The following is a 19,960-nucleotide window of genomic DNA, read 5'->3' on the forward strand; positions in this document are numbered from 1 at the left end:
GAGCGTCCACTCAAGCAGCCCCGGCGACCAATCGCTTCGACTGACTGTCAGTCGACACAGAAGACTTATTTCGCCCTTGTACATCCTCCCGGGCATGAAACTCAGTCGGCGGCGGTTACTCGGCGGTATCGGGGCCGGCGCCGCGGCCGGGCTGCTCGGAGTGCCGGCGTCGGCGGCGGAATCCAGCATCGGTACCGACACCGAGCGGGTGTTCGTGCACCCGCAGACGAGCGTGCTCGACGGGCTCGGCGAACTGCTCGACGTGGTCGAGGCCGTCGGCGGAACCACGGTCCTCGAGTACGACAACTTCGAGTTCGTGGTCGCAGAGGTGCCGTCGACCGGACTGGACGAACTGCGTCAGGATCGCCGCGTGGCGACCGTCGAAGAGGACGACGAGACGGGGATTCCCGGGGACTGGTCGCCGTCCCTGTCGGACATCTTCGGTTCTCCCGGCGGCTCGGACTGTTCCTCCCATCCCGACCAGCGACCGTCCTGGGGGGTGGAACGCATCGGCGCCCACGACGTCGACTCGTCCGGATCGGACGTCGACGTGGGGATTCTGGACACGGGAATCCAGTCGGACCACTGCAGTCTCTCGGTCGCCGGCGGGCGGAATTTCACCGCTGACGGGACGGCCGGCGACTACGAGGACCGCCACGGCCACGGGACCCACGTCGCCGGGATCGCCGGTGCCGACGACAACGACCGCGGCGTCGTCGGCGTCGCTCCCGAGGCGAATCTGTACGCCGTGAAGGTACTCGACGACGACGGCTCCGGTCGATACAGCGAGCTGATCGCCGGGATCGACTGGTGTATGTCCAACGACGTCGAGATCATCTCGATGAGTCTCGGCGGCGAGGCCGAGAGTTCCACGCTCGCCGGGGCGATCGAAGACGCTCACTCGGCGGGCCATCTCCTGCTCTGTGCGGCCGGGAACGAAGGGAACGACGGGAGCGACTCGTGTGCCGCGGAGACGATGACCTACCCGGCGACCCACGAGGACGTCGTCGCGGTGACCGCGATGGACGAGAACGATCGGCTGGCGTCCTACAGCAGCGTCGGCTCGGCCGTCGACCTGCTGGCGCCGGGGACGAACGTCACCTCGAGCACCGTCGACAACGAGTACGCCGAGGCGAGCGGCACGAGTATGGCGTGCCCGTTCGTCGCCGGCGTCGCGGCGCTGGTCTGGGAAACCCGCGAGGAGGACGGCCCGGGACCGAACGGCCCGGTCCGAGAGATCCTCGGTGAGACGGCGGAGACGGTGCTCGGAACCTGCGCGGAAGGCGACGGGCTCGTGAACGCCCCGTCGGCGCTCGGCGACGAGCGCGCGGCCGAGGGATCGGACTGGAGCAGCGGTCCCGTCGGCGGTCTCCGGTCGCTCCTCGAGCGATTCGTGGATCTGATTGTGGGCTTCTTCGAGTGGCTCTGGAGTCTCGTTTCGTAGCCGCGACCCGAATCTTCGTAACTGCGACGGAATCCTCGGAGAACAGTGAGCGCGGGTCCGGTCCGACCGATTCGCTCGAGGCGTCGAACGCCGGCTACAGTCCGGCGACGTCTTCGATGGCGTCGGTCAGTTCCGTAATCGACTCGAGGTCGTGTTCGCCCACGTAGACCCACCTTTTGCGCTACGGGCTGGCGACGCCAGTCCTCGGCAAAAGCTGGACCAAAAGCACTCCTCACTCCCTCGGCTCGCGGCGCGTTGCGCCGCGAGCCAGTCGTTCGTCGGCCCGCTCACTCACTGGCTCACGGCTTCGCCGTTCGCCTATTCGCGGCGCGTCGCGCCGCGCAACCGTTCGTTCGCGGTGAAAACACTACGAGCGTCAGCTTAGAGATCCGCGACGTCCTCGATGGCGTCAGTTAGCTCCTTGATCGACTCGAGGTCGTGTTCGCCCATGTGGCCGATGCGGAACGTCTGCTCACCGAGCTGCGAGCCGTAGCCGTTCGAGAAGACGAAGTCGTACTCCTCCGAGACGGCGTCGATGGTCGCGGCGACGTCGATGTCCCGGGTGTTCTCGATGCAGCTCACCGTCTGGGACTCGTAGCCCTCCTCGGGGAACATATCGAAGTGCTCGCGGGCCCACTCGCGGGTGTACTCGGCCATTTCACGGTGGCGCTCGTCCCGAGCCTCGTGGCCCTCCTCGAGCATGTACTTCATCTGCTTGCGGTAGGCGAGCATGACCGGGATGGCGGGCGTGGAGTGAGTCTGGCCCTTCCGGTCGTAGTAGTCCAGCGAGCGCTGGAAGCCCCCGTACCACGACGCGGAGTCGCTCTCGAGTTCGCGCTCGTAGGCGTCGTCGCTGACGACACAGACCGCTAAGCCGGGGGGCATCGCGAAGGCCTTCTGGACCGACGTGAAGATGACGTCGATGTCGTGGTCGTCGATCTCGACGAGGTCGCCGCCCAGCGCGGAGACGGCGTCGACGACGAAGTAGGTGTCCTCGAACTCGGCGACGACGTCGCCGATCTCCTCGATGGGGTTGCGGACGCCCGTCGAGGACTCGTTCATCACGCAGGTGACGACGTCGTACTCGGTGTCGCTCTCCTCGAGGCGCTCGCGCACGTCCTCGGGTTTGACCGCCTGTCCCCACTCGTACTCGAGGGTGTCGACGGACTTGCCGAGGCGTTCTGCGACGTTGGCCTGCCGTTCGCTGAAGCTGCCGCAGGTCGTGACGAGGACGTTCTCGTCGACGAGATTCAGAATCGAACTCTCCATGAACTCGGTGCCCGAGCCGGTGAGGATGATGACCTCGTTGTCGGTGCCGAGGAACTCCTTCGTGTCCTCGACGATGGTCGTGTAGAGGTCGGTCATCCGGTCCATCCGGTGGCCGAACATCGGCTGGCTCATCTCCTCGATGACGTCCTCGCGCACCTCGGTCGGGCCCGGGATGTACAGCGTCTTGTCGGGGTAGTCGTCCTTGTATTCGCGTTTCTCGGTCACGGAAGTCACCTGATACGGTCCACTGCGTCGTGCGGTGGTATGGTACTTTTGATGCCAACCGGAAAGAGGGCAGCTGATCGGCGGCTGTCCGCGGGAGGCCCGTCTCGAACCGCGGCGACCGATCGCGCGACGGTCGAGCACGGACGGCGCCGATCAGAAACTGGCTCAGTTCCCGGTCTCGAGGCCGACGGTTTCGCGCAGCGTTACTCCGGCGTCGCCCCTTCGATCCGGATCTCACCTTGCATCGTGTTCTGATGTGGCTCACAGGCGTAGACGGCCATCTCCGCGCTGGCCTCGAACGTGAGGAACTGATCGCTGGGCTCTTCCTCGCTAGTCAACTCCGTCGAGAGGCCGTCAACGACTTCGTTGTCGTCGTTTCGAATCTCGATATTGTGCACGGTGCCGTCGCCCTCGGTCCAGCCGAGTTCGTACGATTCGCCGTCCTCGAGGACGAACGTCGGATTCGGCAGGCCCTCGACGGACGCCGGTGTGATCCCTTCCCACTCGATGGTTTGTGCGCGGAACTCGACTCGCGTCCCCGGCTCGATCCGGACCTCCTGACCCGCCGCCGACCCCTCGTCGTCGGACTCGTCCGACCCGCGGTCGACGGGCGTCTCAATGACGATGTCGCCGCGCATCGTGCTCTCGTGGGGGGTGCACACGTAGGCGGCCATCTCCTCGGTGGCCTCGAACTCGAGCCACTGCTCCTCGCCGGGCTCCTGGGTCACGGGCGTCGAGAGATCGTCGATGACATCGTCGCGGGCGTCGCGGATTTCGATGTTGTGTCCGAGGCCGTCACCCTCCATCCAGCCGAGGCGGTACGTTCGGCCCGCCTCGAGCGGGAGGGTCGGGTTCACGTCGCCCTCGATTCCGGCCGGCTCGAGGGCCCGCCAGCCGTCGAGTTCGCCGCGAAGTTCGATCTCGAGCGGCGCCGCTTCCGCATCGTCGTCGGCCGCCTCGTCACCGTTAGACTGTCCCTCGTCGTCGGTCTCGTCCGGCTCCGATCCCTGCTCGTCGGACGGTTGCGAGTCCGCGTCGGAGGAGTCGTCCGGATCGTCGACGCTGCTCTCGTCGATACAGCCGGCGAGTGCGGCGGTCGCTGTCGCGAGCCCGGCGGCTCGAACCACGGTCCGGCGAGTCAGCCGGTCGGAATTGGACATATTCTCACTACTGTCACGCGATAAAAAGTTCTTCCTATCGATCAGGTTGCGTACGTCGTTCCGGTCGTCCGCGCGGCGTCGCCGCACTGCTTGCGTTTCGATCGAGACGGAAGTCACTCGTCGTCGAAAAACCGCAAAACGAGGGAATCGGGACGGACAAATCGGGAGAAAGCGCGATTCCGTTCGGCGTCGAACTACGACGAACGCCGTCCGTCGTTACTCTTCGGACTCGTTGCCGGATTCGTTGCCCTCGGACATGTTGCCTTCGGACTCGTTGCCGGATTCGTTGCCCTCGGACTCGTTACCGTTGCCACCGCCGTTGCTGCCTTCGACCTGCAGCTCGCCGACCATGTTCGACGAGTGGGGCTTGCAGACGTACTCAGTCATCTCACTACTGGCGGTGAACTCGAGCATCTGATCGCTGGGCTCCTCCTCGTCGGTCTGCTCGGTCGCGAGATCGTTGACGACCTCGCCGCTGTCGTCTCGAATCTCGATGTTGTGTCCGGAGCCGTCGCCCTGCGTCCAGCCGATCTCGTACGTTTCGCCGGCCTGGAGGATGAGCGTCGGGTTCGACTCGCCCTCGATGTCGCTCGGGGCGATACCGGTCCACTCGGTCGTGGCGGCTTCGAGTTCGACCGTCGTATCGGGCTCGATCTCGTACCCGTCGCTGCTGCCGTTTCCGTTGCCGTTCTCGTCGCCGTTGCCGCTGCCGCCGCCACAGCCGGCAACCATCGTGGCCGCTGCCGTCGCGCCTGTAAGCTTCAACGCCGTCCGCCGTGAGATTGGGTTATCTCGTGCCATCACTACGGGATTAGGATTGAGTACATAAAAATTGATACCCTCTATCGTGACACTGTCATGTGTTCACACACCATCCAGCGTGCTGGTAAGTTCCCGTGATAAGACAGTCCGAGACGACTCGAGAGCGCCTCACGGACCGTTATAGCACTCGATGACTGCTCGAGTGTAGTCGAGCTACGAACCGTCTTTCTCAGCTGTATTATATCGTTTCTGACAACGAGGGCGATCGAATTGTGCAATTCGTCGCAGTTGGTGAGAGAGCAGCTCAGAGCGATCCACGATCTTCGGTTGCGAACTCGTCGCCGCGCCCGATCGACAGGCGCAGGAACACCGGTACGGCCAGCAGCGCGATGGCGATCTCGAGGCCGCCGACGGCGAGGAACGCGAGGCCGTAGCCGTAGTCGCCGGCGACGGTGCCGCCGACCAGGAAGCCGCCGAGGAAGCCGAGGCTACCGGCGACGTTGAAGCCGGCCATCGCGAGGCCGCGCTCGCTCTCGGCGGCGATGTCGGTGACCAGCGCCATCGTCGCCGGCGAGACCAGCGCGCCGAGGACGCCGACGCCGACCATGCCGATCGCCGCTGTCGCGACCGACGGCGCGGCCCCGACCGCGAGGATCCCGACGCCGTAACACACCGAGCCGACGACGATCGGTATCGTTCGGCCGATTCGATCCGAGAGCGCCCCCATCGGGTACTGCAACAGCGCGAAGGGGGCGAAAAAGCACGCCAGCAACAGCCCGGTCACGGCGGGTCCGACGCCGAAGGCGTCCTGAAAGTAGAGCGTGCCGACGAGCGCGAAGAAGCCAGCCGTCATTCGGTCGATGAAGCCGAAGGCGAAGGGGATCGACAGCGCCGGTCGCTTCCGAACGCCCTCGAGGAGCGCGCGAACGGCCCGCCGGCTGTCGGGCGAGCGGTCCGGGACCCGCGTGACGAGCAGGCCGACGACCACGAGCAACCCGGCGGCCCCGAGCAGCGGCGCGAGCGGGTTCACTTCGGAGAGTTGGCCGCCGATCGGGGCGCCGAGCGCGGCGCCGAGACCGATGGCGATCCCCGCCGCGCCCATGTTCCGGCCGTGGCCGCCCTCGAGGTCCATCAGCATGGTCATCGTCAGCGAGAACGCGCCGATGGTCATCGCGCCCTGCACGAACCGCATGACGAGGACGCCCTCGAACGGGATCGATCCGATCGCGGGAACGGCGGCGAGGGCGGCGTAGCTGGCGGCGCCGGCGAGCGCCCCGGCGACGATGAAGGGCGTGCGACGCCCCGTGATATCGCTCGCGGCGCCCCAGACGCCGACGAAGGCGACATAGCCCGCGAACTCTGCGACGAGGAACCACATGCTGGCGTCGAGGTCGGTCGCCGCGAACGCCGATGTCGCCGCGTCGGCCCCGAGCGCGTCCACGAGAGTCGACACGCCCGGATAGAGCAACAGCTGGGAGAACAGCACGGCGAAGACGACGGCCGCGAGCACGATCCGGTCTCGGTCGCTCGAGTGCACGTCTCTCCCTTCTCACCGCTGGCTATCAAGAGCGTCGGTCTCGATCCGCGGTGTCGGGATAAGAGCTGACTCAGTGAACCGATGCGCTTTCGTCCTCCGGCGACCTGTCTTCTTCGATGACTCTCACGCGCCGCGGACTTCTCGCAGCGGGGGCGACCGCCGGAGCGAGCGCGCTCGCCGGCTGTACCGACTTCGTCGCCGATTCGCTCTCGTCGGATCGGGCGACCGTCGCTCGAGCGGCCCTCCAGGAGACCGGCTACGCCGAACGCACCGTCGAGGAGGTCGTCGTCGAGCGGACTGTCGGCCGGTTCGGACTCGAGCGGACGATCGAGGCCCGCAACTGGTACGCCGAGTACGACCGCGCGATCGCGCTCGACGCGCTCGGACTGGGTCGGCTGCAGGCGTCGGTCGTCTCCGTGCTCACGACGCCGCAGGTGTCGGTGCTCGGAAAGACGTTCAATCCCGTCGGCGACTACTCCACGGACGAACTCGTCGCGCTGATCCAGAGCCGGTACGACGAACTCGAGGGCGTCGAGCGCGTCGGCGAGGAGTCGGTGTCGGTACTGGGAACGGAGACGACGCTGGTCCGCTACCGCGCCGAGGCTCGACTGATCGACGCCGGGACGACCGTCGACGTCTTTCTTCAGGTCAGCGAACCCGTCGCCCACGGGGACGACTTCGTGATCGGCGTCGCCGTCTTTCCCCAGGCCCGGGGCTTCGAAACCGAGTCCGGGAACGTCCGGACGCTGCTCGAGGCCCTCGAGCACGGCTGAGCGGGCGACGGGAGCGGCGTGACGGCTCGAGCGGCTGTGGCGGTGGCTCGCGTTCGTTCGCGCGCGAGCCGACCGAATCCACAGCGTTACGTCGAATCGGGGACACCGTCCACGTCATGAAGGGTGTTCGGTCGTGACGCAGCCGACTCGGGACGACGAAACCGTCAAGGAGTTCGTCCGACGGCACTGGGACGGCCGCGCGGCGACGTTCGACGAGGAGCCCCAGCACGGCATCCACACCGACGAACAGCGCGATCGCTGGCTCGAGGTGCTCCGTGAGCGGATCGGCGACGAACCGCGTCGCGTCCTCGACGCGGGCTGTGGGACCGGTGTCCTCTCGCTGTTGCTGGCGGAACTGGGTCACGACGTTACCGGCGTCGACTTCGCGCCGTCGATGCTCGAGCGCGCCCGAGAGAAGGCTCGAGCGACGGACCACTCGATCGAGTTCCACCGCGGGGACGCGGAGTCACTCGCCGTTCCGGACGACGCCTTTGAGCTCCTCACGGCACGCCACCTCGTCTGGACGCTCCCGAACCCCGCGGCGGCGATTCGGGAGTGGCAGCGAGTGGTCGAGCCGGGCGGCCGGATCCTCCTCGTCGAGGGCTATTGGGACCACGACGAGCCGTGGGACGAGTACGAGGAGATCCACGACGACCTGCCGCTGTACGACGGTCGCTCGCCGGACGAACTGCGCGAGGTGCTCCTCGAGGCGGGCCTCCGGGACGTCGAGTACGACCCGCTGCGGGATCCGACGCTGTGGGGACGAGCGCCCCGTCACGACTATTACCTGATGAGCGGGACCGTTCCCCGTTGAGTTCGGCTCGCCAGGGAGTCACGCGGTGGCGATTACGGCCGAATGTAGGCGTAGCCCTCGTCCTGCAGCCGGGTCAGCTCTCCGCCGCCGGAGGGAACGGTCTCGACGCCGTCGACGAGGTCGGACTCCGCGAGGTCCTTCAACTCGAGGGTGTTGCCACAGGCCTTGACCGAGAGGCCGCGCTCGAGCAGTTCTTCGACCATATCGCTGCCGTCGCCGCCGGCCGTCAACGGCTCGATACCCTCGGCCTGGGCGACGATGGCGATGTCGCCGATCTCGACGGAGTCGTCCTCCGTGAGATTTTTCGCGATGGTGAGCGCGGTCTGCTGCTGGTCCGGGTCGTCGGCGATCAGGTGGAATACTGTTTGCACGATCGGCTCTCGGCCACGTGCGGTGGTAGTTGTTGGCCCTGCAAGGTGAGGCCGCTCGAGCACTCGTAACTTCGGATAGTCTATGCTGGAGCCCCAACCTCGTGTGAACATCTGCGAGCGTAGCGGTGAACCCCTAAGCATCCGCGAGCGTAGCGAGCGGTTTCCCGCCGGAGCGGGCGAAGCCCGCGGAGGCGGCCTTTTTTCATCGAAGTTTTTGTGCCGAGCGGTGAGCGAGCACCGCGAGCGAACCCGAGGCGGAAAAAGTTCGTGCGTGAGAATACCACTGAATCGGCTGCGGTTTTTGCCGTTACTGAGACGCATATGACTCTGCAGTAGTATGCATACGAAACATGAGCGACGACGCGAGCGACGGGACCGCCGACGAATCGGAGCGTCCCGAGCGCGGTCTCGGGACACGAAGCGTCCACGCCGGCCAATCGCCCGATCCGGAGACGGGAGCGATGGCCCCGCCGATCTTCCAGACGACCTCCTACGTCTTCGACGACGCCGACACCGCCGCCGACCGCTACGCCCTCGAGGACGACGGCTACATCTACTCTCGCATCGCGAACCCGACCGTCCGCACCCTCGAGAAGCGCCTGGCCTCGCTCGAGGGCGGCGCGGACGCGGTCGCGACGGCCAGCGGGATGGCCGCGCTGGACTCGGCGACGCTGATCCTCGCCGAGGCGGGCGACAACGTGGTCTGTTCGACCGACACCTACGGCGGGACGACCGCCTACCTCTCGAAGACCGCTTCCCGACGGGAAATCGAGACGAAATTCGTCCCCACCCTCGAGTACGACGCCTACGACGACGCCATCGACGAGGACACCGCGTTCGTCCACGTCGAGACGATCGGCAACCCCTCGCTGGTGACGCCGGACTTCGAGCGCGTCGCCGAGATCGCCCACGAGAACGGCGTGCCGCTCGTGGTGGACAACACCTTCGCGACGCCGGCGCTCTGTCGCCCGCTCGAGCACGGGGCTGACGTCGTCTGGGAGTCGACGACCAAGTGGCTCCACGGTTCGGGCACGACCGTCGGCGGCGTCCTCGTCGACGGCGGCTCGTTCCCGTGGGGCAAGCACGGCTACGACGAGATCGCGGGGCCGAACCACGCCTACCACGACGTCGACTTCTCGCGGGACTTCCCCGAGGCTCCCTTCGCCGCGACGGCGCGCTACCGCTCGCTCCGGAGCCTGGGGAACCAGCAGTCGCCGTTCGACGCCTGGCAGACCCTCCAGGGCCTCGAGTCGATGCCCCTCCGAGTCGAGAAACACTGCGAGAACGCCCAGGTCGTCGCGGAGTACCTGGCCGACCACGAGGACGTCGCGTGGGTCACGCATCCCGGCCTCGAGACCCATCCGACCCACGACAACGCCACCCGCTATCTGTCGGACTTCGGCGGCATGGTCGCGTTCGGCCTCGAGGGCGGATTCGAGGCGGGCAAGACCTTCTGCGAGAGCGTCGAGGTCGCGCAGTTCCTCGCGAACATCGGCGATGCAAAGACGCTGGTGATTCACCCCGCGAGCACGACCCACGGGCAGTTGACGCCCGAAGAGCGCGAGGAGGCCGGCGTCACCGACGATCTGATTCGGATGTCCGTCGGCATCGAGGACCCCGAAGATATTCTCGCGGACTTAGAGCAGGCCATCGAGGCGGCGACGCGGGCGGTGAGCGATTGACACCCTGATACCCCAACTCACAGCTATGACGACCAAAGACACGATCGATCTCGGCGAGTTCCAGTTCCTCTCTGGGGAGACGATTCCGAGCCTCGAGGTGGCCTACGAGACCTACGGCGAGTTCACCGGCGACAACGCGGTGCTGGTCTGTCACGCGCTGACCGGGAGTTCCCACGTCGCCCGGCGGCCCGATTCGGGCGGCGACACCGCCGGCCAGGCCCGCGCCTGGTGGGGCGACGTCGTCGGCCCCGGGAAGGCCATCGACACCAGCGAGTACTACGTGGTCTGTGCGAACGCACCCGGCTCCTGTTACGGCACGACGGGGCCGGCCACCGAGAACCCCGAGACGGGCGAGCCCTACGGGACCGACTTCCCGCCCGTCACGGTCGGCGACTGGACCCGGTCCCAGCGCAAGCTGCTCGACGAACTCGGCGTCGGTCGCCTCCGCGCCGTCGTCGGCGGCAGCGTCGGCGGGATGAACGTCCTCGATTGGCTGCGCCGCTACCCCGACGACGTCGAGCGGGCCGGCGTCGTCGCTTCGGCCGCCCGACTCGATCCGCAGTGTCTCGCGCTCGATACGGTCGCCCGGCGGGCGATCACCAGCGATCCGAACTGGAACGGCGGCCATTACTACGGCGGTCCCGAGCCGACGGACGGGCTCGCACGCGCGCGCCAGATCGGCCACATCATGTATCTCTCGAAGCCCTCGATGGCCCGAAAGTTCGGCCGCCGCTCGGCCGGCCGGGAGGCCGTCCGCGAGGAGCCGACGGATCCCGCGGCCGCCTTCTTCCCCTACCGGGAGGTCGAGTCCTATCTGGACTACCAGGCCGACAAGTTCACCGACCGCTTCGACGCCAACAGCTACCTCTACATGACCCGGGCGATGGACGACTTCGATCTGTCGGCGGGCTACGAGTCCGACGCCGACGCGCTGGCGGCCTTCGAGGGGGAACTCCTCTTGCTCTCGTTTACCGGCGACTGGCACTTCACCACCGAGCAGGCCGAGGCGCTGGCCGAGGCCGCCCGCGAGTCGAACGTCGACGTCGCCCACCACGTCGTCGAGTCCGACCACGGCCACGACGCCTTCCTCGTCGAACCCGAGAAGGTCGGTCCGCCGCTGTCGGACCTGCTCGAGACCGGCCTCTCCGGCCGGGCCATTACCGATACCGCCGACGATGACGAGCCCGCCGAGACGGAATCGTTCGCACCGGTCCACACGAGTCTATTTTCTGAGTGATACGTTCGCCGCGTTCGTCAGTTAATTCAGCGACAAACACCGTTTATCTCGCGCAGAAACTCCTATCTGCCGATACTGTGCCGTAAACTATAATATCTCTCTGTTTGATGTGTCGCCGATGGCAGACGAGAGGCAACTCGAGTACGAGGACGAACAGACGGCCGACCGGTCGGCACAGCAGCCGGCGGTCGAACGAGCCAACGCCGGCGGGAGCGACCTGCCGATCAAACAGGGGGCGGTGTTCGGAGCGATCGCCCTGATCGCGACGTATCTCTCCCACCTGTTCCTGACGGCCATCGCGACGGCCCGATCTACGCCCGCCGCCGGCATGGTCGGCGAGGGCGAGGACGCATCCCTCGTGGTCGCGGAGATGGTCGCCTCCTGGAAGGCCGCGGGCTGGAGCTATCTCAGCACGTTCGGGACCGGGTTCGAGGCCGAAGGCGAAGTGGCGTCGCTCGGCGGCGTTCCGAACCACGGTGCCGCGTCCGTCAGCGGCGCGTTCTCGATGTCGACGCTGTTCCTGTTTCTCGTGACGATCGGCGGGATCGCCGCCGCCGGCTATGCCGTCGCCCGACACACGGAAGCAGACGACGCCGTCGAAGCGGCGAAAGCCGGCGTGACCGTCGCCGTTCCGTACTTCGCGTTCGCGCTGCTGGCCGCGCTCGTGATGACGCACACGTTCTCCGAGGGGCCCGCGATCGAGGCGCTCGTCGGGGGCGAGTTCAGCAGCGGCGCCGTTCCGGGCCTCGAAGCCGCCGATTACCTCGGCTCGGAAGGCCACGTCACCTCCGAGGTCGAGTTCGGTCCGTCGGTCACTGACGCGATCCTCTACGCCGGCCTCATCGTGCCGGTCGTCCTCGGGGCGCTCGGGGGCGTCGCCGCTCAGCGAGAGGACGCGCTCGAGAAACTGATGGCGAAAGTCGATCAGCTGTAGGACCGCGACCGCAGCGTTTCGGGGTCGACGAGGCACAGCTTCGCACCGATCGATACGCGTCTTCGACTGCGGCGCATTTGACGTCGAACCAGCTACCGGGATCGTGAAAACAGCGAAGCGAGTTAGTCGGCGGAGCCGTCGGCCGACGATTGGTACTGGTGATCGGTGGCGACGAACTGCTCGGCGTCGATCGACGACGAGGAACCGGTGAGCCAGCGCCGGAGATCGCTCGCGAAGAGCACGGGACTCTCGAGTCGAGAGAGTCGACCCGTGATGCTCATTCCGGTCGGCGAACGGATCATCGCGATCAGAGCCCACATGGTGCCGGCCGCGAGCGAGCCCATCGCGGAGTTGGCCATGCCGAGACTGAGGAAGGTCATGCCGTAGACGAATCCGATCGCCATTGAGGGGAGGCTCGTTCCGAGGGGCACGCGAGCGCTGGCGTCGCGGAGGGTCGGTGCCAGGAAGATGATCGAGAGCCCGCTTCCAATCATGAAGATGAAATCTTGCCACATCATACAACTACTTACTCGGTAGTGAGTTAAAGCTCTCTCGGTATCAAAATCGGCCGTTATACTGGATATTCGCCGATCCGTGACTGTTCGTATTCGGTCCAGCGCCGACATGATCGATAGTGTGGAATCCGTTCGATTCAGCGGTCGCTCCCGAGTACTACGACCGGGTAATGAGGCGTAGTCGTCCGGATGATGTGGTCGAAACTAGAGAAACACGTCGTTACTCGCCGCGCTCCGCGAGGACGCCTTCCTCGAAGAGGACTTCGCGGGCCTCGGCCATCGACGTCACGACGACATCGCAGTGAGGTTCGACGGCCGGTTTCGGCTCGAAGCCGATCGCGAGGCCGGCGACCTCCAGCATCGGCAGATCGTTGGCGCCGTCGCCGACTGCGACGGTGTCGGCGAGGTCGACGCCGACGTCGTCGGCGAGGTCTTCGAGCGCGTCGTCCTTGGTGCCCTCGATGAGCGGTCCCTCGACGGCGCCCGTGAGTTCGCCGTCCTGCATCGGGAGTCGGTTCGAGACGATGTGGTCGACGGAAACATCTTCGCGCTCGAGAGCGGCGGCGACGCCGCGTTCGAAGCCGCCAGTGAGGATCGCGGTAGTGACGCCGGCGTCGTTCAGTTCGGCGATGAGGTCGGCGGCACCCTCCCGGAGTTCGACCTGATCGAAGGCGGCGTCGGCCTCCGCTTTCGGCAGGCTCTCGAGCAGCGCCGCCCGCTGGTAGAGGCTCTCGGCGTAATCGATCTCGTCGTTCATCGAGCGTTCGGTGATCTCGGCCATGTCGTCGGCGACCCCGCGGCGGTCGCCCAGCAACACGGTCATCTCGGAGTCGGAAAGCGTCCCGTCGAAGTCGAAAGCGACGACTGTCATCGCTCGCCGATTGTCGGGCCCCGGATAAACCAGTTCAGGTTTCGCTGCGGCTCCCCGACGGTCCGACGGACGGTCGCCCGCCACCGCAACGCTCTCCCGTCGTCCCCTCCCAGTTCGAACCCCTCGATGACGCGACTACGACCGGGTGAGCCGAGCCGATGACGACGAGCGCCACTCTCGAGGTCCTCGCGCTCGCGCTCGTCCCGGCGATCCTCTGGGGATTCACTCCGATCTTCGACAAGCGCGGCATGGCCGCCGGCGGCGACTCGGTGCAGGCGTCGCTGGTCGTCGCCCTCGTCGACTCGGGGATCTACTGGCTGGTCATCGCCGCGCTCTACGGACGGTCGGCGTTCTCGGAACTGACCCTCGAGATCCTGGCCGTCTTCGCCTTCGCGGGCGTCGTCGGCACCGCCGTCGGCCGGATCGCGATCTTCGTCGGCGTCGACAGGGTCGGGGCGAGCCTCAACAGCGCGATCCTCAGCACGCGGCCGCTGTTCGCGTCCCTCCTCGCGCTGACCTGGCTGGGCGAACCGCTCGGCCCGGTGACCGGCGTCGGAATCGTCGTCCTCGTGGCCGGCCTCGCCCTGCTGACCGCCTCGAGAGGCGGCGACCTGAGCGGCTGGACGCCCCGTGACCTGCTGTGGCCGATCGCCGCCGCTGCGACCTTCGCCGTCGCGAACGTCGCGCGCCGGTACGGGATGCTCGAGACGCCGCTCTCGGCGCTCGAAGCGGTGGCGCTCAACGAGACGGCCGGGCTGGTCGCGCTGGTGGCCTACGTCTTCGCCGTCAGCGGTCGCGACGCGCTCGAGCGCCCGCGGGAATCGTACCGCTACTTCGCCGGTAGCGGCCTCCTGACGGCCGTCGCGATGCTGTCGCTGATGACCGCGCTCGGCCTCGAAAGCGGTCGAATCGCGCTCGTCGACCCGCTGGTGGCGACCGCGCCCTTCTTCACGCTGGTGTTCGCCGCCGTCCTCCTGCGGGACGTCGAGCGAGTGACGAAGGGCGTCGTCGCGGGCGCGGTGTTGATCATCGTCGGCGCCGCGTTGATCACGCTCTGAACTCCTCGAGGAGCCGAGTCGCTCGAGAGGCCGTCGCCGACTCGAGCGGGTGTCGTGCCGCGTCGCCGACCGCTCACGCGTGGTACTCGAGAGGGAAGGTCCGGATGCGCGGACGGGATCGGAGGCGCCGTCTCCGAAGTGGACGGCGACTAGGTTTCTACGACGCTGACGGAATCGCCGACGCGAAGCGCTTCGCCGCGGTCGGCCTCGAGGACTCGCGAGATGAGCATCACCGTGTAGTAGTGGTCGAACGCGTCCGCGTCGGCCCAGTCGGGGAAGGTCTCCTCGCGCTTCCGGACGAACCGCTGTCGGAACTCGTCGATCGGCTCGCCCGTCTCGGGATCGCGCTGGGGAACGACGCAGCGACCGCAGGGCGTGACGCCCTCGAAGCGGACGCCGTCGATCTCGAAGGCCGGTGCGCCTTCGCCGACGAAGCGGTCCTCCCAGAACGGCTCGACGCCGCCGATCTCGACGTTCGCGCGGAGGCGCCGACGGGCCCCCTCGACGGTCATGCCTTCGTCCTCGAACCAGCCGGCGACCGTCTCGAGCGTGGCGGTGCTGATCACCGACGGCCCCATCTCGCGGCGGTCGACGTAGCCGAGTTCCCGGTCGCGCTCGAGAGTCAGATCCTCGTCGAAGAAGTCGCCGAACCAGTCCGCGGCGCGGTCGCACTCCATCTCGAGGTCGAACCGGGCGACCTCGCCGTCGGGGGCTTCGACCTCGAGTGCGTCCGTTTTCGCGTCGTAATCGGTCCGCAGGTCGTGGACCCGATCCGTTCGCTTCCCGTTGAGCACCTCGCCGTCAGCGTCGAACAGGGCGAACTCCCGGTCGGACGCGAGCGTGCCGCCCGCGAGAACGTCGGTGGCCTCGAGTTCGATACCGTCGAGTCCCTTGACCGGGTAGACCCTGAGCCGCTCGAGTCGTGCCATTGGTAGAACTTGACACGAGGTGTACATATAGTTGTTCGTTCGAACGCCATCGGCGGCGACGGCCCGTCAGTGGGTTTCGGCAGCCGATCCGCTCGAGCGACGGTTCGCTCGGATCGTCGGCGGGCGCTCCCCGTCGCCTCACTCCTCGTCGACGCGACGGGCGGTCACCCGAAACAGGTTCAGTCGCGTGCTGAACACCTGCGCGTCGGCGACGAGTTTGTACGTCGTGCCCGTCTCGAGGGGCTCGCGCGCGAAGAGGTGGGTCGCGGTCCCGACCGCCCCGCCCTCGAGCCTCGAGCGAGCGACGTAACCGGTGTACTCGTCGGGTTGCGTGAGGACGGGAACCGTTCCGCCGTCGGGCGGGCGAAGGAGTCGGACGACGGTCGTCGCCGGAAGCCGGTCGACGACTCGAACGGTCAATCCCGGCCGATAGTCGTCGAGCGATACCAGCACGAGCTGGCCTTCCTCCGACTGCGCGTCCACTTCCGCGGACTCGTCCTCGGCGTCGGGGGGCGCGGCCTCGAGCGAGGCCGACGACCCGACGATGACGATACTGGCGGCACCCACCCGTCGCTTCGATGCGTTATTCGACGACTCGCCCGTCGCGGCGGACGAGCCGTTCGGCTGCTTCGATCGCTGGTTGGCTGTCATGTGCGGTGGGGCATTCGCGGTCTCTGTCGGTAATTCTTTCATCGGCGTCGATCTGGGCGCAGTTACGTCTTCGAACCGCCGCTGGTAGGTGATCGCCTCGAGACTCGTAGACGAACTCACCGACCGTAACGCGATCAAAAATAAGCGACGAATTCGCTACTCGACGTCGGTCGAGAGGAGGTTCAGTGTCGGACTGAACATCGTCGCTTCTTCGCCGAGTGTTCCGGTTTCGCCGGTACTGATGCTCCCGTTGCGGATGAACACGAGGGTCGTGGGACTCACCGGACCGCCGTCGACCTGGTACCGCACGACGTGGCCGACGTACTCGTCCGGTTGCGAGATCTCGGGGACGGTCTCCTCCTCGGCGGTCTGGAGGATTTGCACCGTCGTGCTCGTCTCGAGTTGCGAGAGGACCTCGAAGTCCTCTCCGGCCTCGTAATCGTACGTGAAGACCAGTATTTGGCCTGGGTCGTCTTGCACCATTGTCAGTCACCTCCCATATCGGCGACCGTCTCGTTGCCGGTCGTCTCGTTGCCGGTCGTCTCGTTCTCTTCGACGGTGTCTTCCTCTTCGACGGTGTCTTCCTCTTCGACGGTGTCTCCACTGCTGCCCAGCGCCGTGCCGATGAGGTTCAGATCCGAACTCAGTACCGAGGCGTCCTCACCCATCGTCCCGCTGTCACCGGCGCTCAGGCTCTGGCCACGCACGAACAGGAACGTCGTGATCCCCGCCTGCTCGCCGATGTCGTACCGGATGATGTGGCCGGACCACTCGTCGGGCTGCGAGATCTCCGAAACGGTCTCCCCATCTACCTGCAGAATCTCGACGGTCGTGCTCGTCTGCAGCGGCGCGATGACGTCGAAATTTCCGCCAGGATAGTAGTTGTTCGCAAAGACCGCTACTTGGTCTGCCTGTGCGCTGACTGTGGCCGTCCCGAAGGCGCCCGTTCCGAGCGTAAGCGCACCCGTCGCGAGGGCACCCTTCGCCATGAACGACCGCCTCGAGTCGCCTGTCGTGTCTTGTTCACTCATTTTGCTCTCACGCCCTCGTGGGCGATCCATCCTTGACCGAGTTGCCAGATAAACGCCGTCGACCGTTCCTTCTAGTATCCATCAATTTAATATGAGTAGCAGTATTCGGTGGTTGTTTCGACAGTATCTGATAATCTGGCACGTCTAACGCTATTGTTCGTGTGACGAGTCGAAGATCTAAAGACGAGTTTTGGTCCGACCTGTCGGATAGCTGAATCTGGTTGGCGCGAGTGACCATCGCACTGGACGAGCAAACAGGTGATTGCGTCGTTCGTTCGAGGAAAGAGTTACTGCGCGGGTGACGGCCTAGCGAATGGATGCAGGCACGGTGAAACGTGTGATCAACGGTCTTCTACGCGCCGAAATACGGCGATATCCGGCGATCGATCTCGTAACGGTTCGCGTCTCGAGCGAGACCGCTCGGTCGGATCGATCCGATCTTGTCGGCCACCGAACAAACACCGACGCGCGTTCGCGACTGTAACGAAAACCGTCACCTTCCGACCGAACAGTTCTGTTTCACCGATCCGCATCCCAGCCGGATCGTCCGGTATCTCGACAGACGAGCGATGAGTGGATCGGCCGAGAGCCGGTACGGACCGGTCGCCGAGTCGTTCGCGATTAGCGTTCGGCCGGGACGGTGCAATCAGGCGCTGCGTTTCGAACGGTAGCATCCTTTATCCAGCCGGTCGTCTAACTGCGCCGGAGCATGGTACTGAATAGCAATGGCAACCGAACGCTCCCGCGAGGCGTGTCTCGCCGACGATTCGTGGCGACGGCGGCCGGCAGCGCGGGGCTGCTGTCGATCGCCGGGACCTCGTCGGCCCAGGACGACGACGGCGGGTTCTCCGACGCTCGACTCGTTTCGACTCGGGATTTCGACGCCGCGACGATCCAGACGCTCTACACCTATCGGAAGCGGCGCGCACTCGAGGTGCTCCTCTCCGACCCCGAGGTCCACGCGGTCGCCGAGGACATGCGCTCGAGTTACGAGGCGTACGATCCGTACACGAACTCCCTCGACGCGGTCAGCGTGCAGGGCAGTCCGGACGTCGAAATCGAGGGCGATCTCGACGAGGGGGTGTTCGACGTTACGGCTGTCGACAGACAGATCGCGTACGGACTCGTCGATCGCCGGACCGACTCCCTCGCCGCGCTGACTATCACCGACCCGCAGGACGTCTCGTGGCGGGCTTGGGAGGTTGGCGACGCGGGACTCGAGGAAGCGCGACTCCGACGGGTCTTCGAAGACGCCCGCGTACAGGAGTACGTGGACGGCAACGACTGGTTTCCGTCGCTGCCGATCGCCGAATCGATCACGGCGACCGGGGAGATCGAACGCGGTGGCGTGATCCCGGTCGCCCTGTTCGTCGACGAGGGCGAAGCGATCACCGCCGTGGTCGTCGATCTCGACGTGCGGAACGACGACGTCGGTTCGGTGAGTGACGTGACGCGGGTCGAACGGTTCGTCGAGGTTCCGCCGCACGAACTGGCGGCGACCATCGTGCCGGCGGACGACACCGTCCTCGGAACCGTCCCGGCGGTCCCGCTCGAGCGGCGACCGTGGTACACCGCGGTCGACGGCGGCCACCGGATCGAGGAACCGCCGGAGCCGTTCGATCGGGCCGGGTGGCGAATCGGGTGGGACGACTCGGGCAACCATGGCGTCGAGATCGCCGCCGAGTTCCGGGATCGCCCGGTGTTCGCGAGCCTCGGTTCACCCGCGACCCTCAGCGGCTACGGCCTCCCGGAACGCGACGGCGAGAACACGCTGGAGTGGTTCTTTCCGGACGACGAATTCGCCTTCAGTGGCGACTTACTGGTCTGGGACGTCCATAGCGCCGCGCTCGGCGGACCGGGGCTGCTCGGCGTCGTGACGTATCCCGCAGGCGCGGATCGACCGGCCGGATTCCGGTTCAGATCCCACTATCAGACCGGCGCTCGCGGCGCCGAGGGTCGAGACCACCGCTCCGGCTACCGGTTCGGGCAGTCCAGTCACGAACTCGCCACCGAGTTCTGGAACGACGGGACGATCGTTCCGATCTGGCGCCGCCAGGGCCCGGGGTTCGTGACCGACTATGCGTCCACGAGAACTGACAGCGTGTTTGCAGACGCCGAAACGGATCTCGAGACCGATCCGGACACCGGCACCGACGGGGACGCGAGCGAGAACGGCGTTCCCCATCACTCGATCGCGACGGTCGCGATGGACGTCACCCCCGGAACGATCGACGGCGTCGAGATCGCACGCTACGACGGCGACGAGTGGACGACGCCGGAAACGGAGTTCTATCTGGTCGGCGAGCCCGGTACGGCCGTCCGGTTTTCCAACCCCGAGGGCCCGGAAACGATCGGCGTTCCGCTCGAAGACGGGATGGAGGTCGTCGTCGTTCGCCGGAGCGCCGGGGAAGTCCCGGGCGCCCAGCGACTCGCGGATCGAGGGATCGAAACCGCGTTCGTCCATCCGGCGCAGTACATCGGCGACGAACCGATCCAGGGCGAACGCGTCGTCGCCTGGCTCCTGTTGGAGGCCGCGACGGGGCGACTCCCCCATCCGACCGGGTCCACGTCCTTCGAAACCCAGGCGACGATGCGACTGTCCGGCTACTGAACCGTCCCGCCGCGTCGGGTTCGTCGATGAGGTAGTTTTTGCCACCGCACCCAACAACGGAAGCGTTTACGTGCTGCGCACTATTG

The 19,960-nt window shown here is 66.3% G+C and carries 19 protein-coding genes; 8 read left to right on the top strand and 11 right to left on the bottom strand.

The annotated features are described in order from the left end of the window. Positions 1-94 precede the first annotated feature (94 nt). On the top strand, positions 95-1,444 hold the full coding sequence (locus HTUR_RS00285; RefSeq protein ID WP_012941292.1) for a S8 family peptidase: 1,350 nt from the start codon (positions 95-97) through the stop codon (positions 1,442-1,444). A 381-nt stretch (positions 1,445-1,825) separates the two neighbouring features. Here the strand turns inward: HTUR_RS00285 and HTUR_RS00290 are convergent, their stop codons facing one another. The 4 genes from HTUR_RS00290 to HTUR_RS00305 all read right to left on the bottom strand — a co-directional run bounded on the left by HTUR_RS00290 (position 1,826) and on the right by HTUR_RS00305 (position 6,397). After that, entirely contained in the window at positions 1,826-2,938 is a 1,113-nt protein-coding gene (locus tag HTUR_RS00290) for a pyridoxal-phosphate-dependent aminotransferase family protein (RefSeq protein ID WP_012941293.1), read from the bottom strand. 203 nt (positions 2,939-3,141) lie between these two features. Continuing rightward, on the bottom strand, positions 3,142-4,098 hold the full coding sequence (locus tag HTUR_RS00295) for a cupredoxin domain-containing protein (protein ID WP_012941294.1): 957 nt from the start codon (positions 4,096-4,098) through the stop codon (positions 3,142-3,144). A 216-nt stretch (positions 4,099-4,314) separates the two neighbouring features. Next, positions 4,315-4,830: a plastocyanin/azurin family copper-binding protein gene (locus HTUR_RS00300; protein ID WP_012941295.1), complete on the bottom strand. Its 516-nt coding sequence runs from the start codon at positions 4,828-4,830 to the stop codon at positions 4,315-4,317. 334 nt (positions 4,831-5,164) lie between these two features. Next, a complete protein-coding gene (locus HTUR_RS00305) occupies positions 5,165-6,397 on the bottom strand; it encodes an MFS transporter (RefSeq protein ID WP_012941296.1) in 1,233 nt (410 codons plus the stop codon). Between the two features lie 116 nt (positions 6,398-6,513). Here HTUR_RS00305 and HTUR_RS00310 point away from each other — a divergent pair, with 116 nt between their 5' ends. Continuing rightward, the gene (locus HTUR_RS00310; RefSeq protein WP_012941297.1) at positions 6,514-7,170 is read left to right on the top strand and encodes a DUF6517 family protein; all 657 of its coding nucleotides are present in this window, start codon (positions 6,514-6,516) and stop codon (positions 7,168-7,170) included. Positions 7,171-7,303: 133 nt separating this feature from the next. Then, a complete protein-coding gene (locus HTUR_RS00315; protein WP_012941298.1) occupies positions 7,304-7,984 on the top strand; it encodes a class I SAM-dependent methyltransferase in 681 nt (226 codons plus the stop codon). A 32-nt stretch (positions 7,985-8,016) separates the two neighbouring features. On the opposite strand, the gene HTUR_RS00320 is transcribed toward HTUR_RS00315, so the two are convergent. Continuing rightward, positions 8,017-8,355 carry a DsrE family protein gene (locus HTUR_RS00320; protein WP_012941299.1) on the bottom strand — a complete coding sequence of 113 codons (339 nt, stop codon included), beginning with the start codon at positions 8,353-8,355 and terminating at the stop codon, positions 8,017-8,019. A 350-nt stretch (positions 8,356-8,705) separates the two neighbouring features. On the opposite strand from HTUR_RS00320, the gene HTUR_RS00325 reads away from it, so the two are divergent. From HTUR_RS00325 to HTUR_RS00335, 3 genes are all read left to right on the top strand, one after another. Then, positions 8,706-10,037 carry an O-acetylhomoserine aminocarboxypropyltransferase/cysteine synthase family protein gene (locus tag HTUR_RS00325; RefSeq protein ID WP_012941300.1) on the top strand — a complete coding sequence of 444 codons (1,332 nt, stop codon included), beginning with the start codon at positions 8,706-8,708 and terminating at the stop codon, positions 10,035-10,037. 25 nt (positions 10,038-10,062) lie between these two features. Further along, a complete protein-coding gene (gene metX, locus HTUR_RS00330; RefSeq protein ID WP_012941301.1) occupies positions 10,063-11,274 on the top strand; it encodes a homoserine O-acetyltransferase MetX in 1,212 nt (403 codons plus the stop codon). Between the two features lie 118 nt (positions 11,275-11,392). Further along, positions 11,393-12,208: a hypothetical protein gene (locus tag HTUR_RS00335; protein ID WP_012941302.1), complete on the top strand. Its 816-nt coding sequence runs from the start codon at positions 11,393-11,395 to the stop codon at positions 12,206-12,208. Positions 12,209-12,330: 122 nt separating this feature from the next. Here the strand turns inward: HTUR_RS00335 and HTUR_RS00340 are convergent, their stop codons facing one another. Together HTUR_RS00340 and serB are read right to left on the bottom strand one after the other, a co-directional pair. Continuing rightward, positions 12,331-12,726 (bottom strand): hypothetical protein, encoded by a 396-nt coding sequence (locus tag HTUR_RS00340; protein ID WP_012941303.1) that lies wholly within the window; start codon positions 12,724-12,726, stop codon positions 12,331-12,333. Between the two features lie 217 nt (positions 12,727-12,943). After that, positions 12,944-13,594, bottom strand: coding sequence for a phosphoserine phosphatase SerB (gene serB, locus HTUR_RS00345; RefSeq protein ID WP_012941304.1), 651 nt, complete (start codon positions 13,592-13,594; stop codon positions 12,944-12,946). Between the two features lie 158 nt (positions 13,595-13,752). Between serB and HTUR_RS00350 the strand changes: the two genes are divergently transcribed. Next, positions 13,753-14,652 carry a DMT family transporter gene (locus tag HTUR_RS00350; RefSeq protein WP_012941305.1) on the top strand — a complete coding sequence of 300 codons (900 nt, stop codon included), beginning with the start codon at positions 13,753-13,755 and terminating at the stop codon, positions 14,650-14,652. Positions 14,653-14,801: 149 nt separating this feature from the next. On the opposite strand, the gene HTUR_RS00355 is transcribed toward HTUR_RS00350, so the two are convergent. The 4 genes from HTUR_RS00355 to HTUR_RS00370 form a co-directional block, all read right to left on the bottom strand. Further along, on the bottom strand, positions 14,802-15,581 hold the full coding sequence (locus HTUR_RS00355; RefSeq protein WP_012941306.1) for an MOSC domain-containing protein: 780 nt from the start codon (positions 15,579-15,581) through the stop codon (positions 14,802-14,804). Positions 15,582-15,719: 138 nt separating this feature from the next. Beyond that, positions 15,720-16,232, bottom strand: a complete 513-nt coding sequence (locus tag HTUR_RS00360; RefSeq protein WP_148225314.1) for a hypothetical protein — start codon at positions 16,230-16,232, stop codon at positions 15,720-15,722. 156 nt (positions 16,233-16,388) lie between these two features. Beyond that, the gene (locus tag HTUR_RS00365) at positions 16,389-16,715 is read right to left on the bottom strand and encodes a hypothetical protein (RefSeq protein ID WP_012941308.1); all 327 of its coding nucleotides are present in this window, start codon (positions 16,713-16,715) and stop codon (positions 16,389-16,391) included. Positions 16,716-16,717: 2 nt separating this feature from the next. Next, positions 16,718-17,263 (bottom strand): calcium-binding protein, encoded by a 546-nt coding sequence (locus tag HTUR_RS00370; protein ID WP_187291466.1) that lies wholly within the window; start codon positions 17,261-17,263, stop codon positions 16,718-16,720. 709 nt (positions 17,264-17,972) lie between these two features. Here HTUR_RS00370 and HTUR_RS00380 point away from each other — a divergent pair. Continuing rightward, positions 17,973-19,874 carry a hypothetical protein gene (locus HTUR_RS00380; RefSeq protein WP_012941310.1) on the top strand — a complete coding sequence of 634 codons (1,902 nt, stop codon included), beginning with the start codon at positions 17,973-17,975 and terminating at the stop codon, positions 19,872-19,874. Positions 19,875-19,960 lie beyond the last annotated feature (86 nt).

Origin of the sequence: Haloterrigena turkmenica DSM 5511 (genome assembly GCF_000025325.1) — an archaeon.
In the GTDB taxonomy this organism is placed as follows: Archaea; Halobacteriota; Halobacteria; order Halobacteriales; family Natrialbaceae; genus Haloterrigena; species Haloterrigena turkmenica.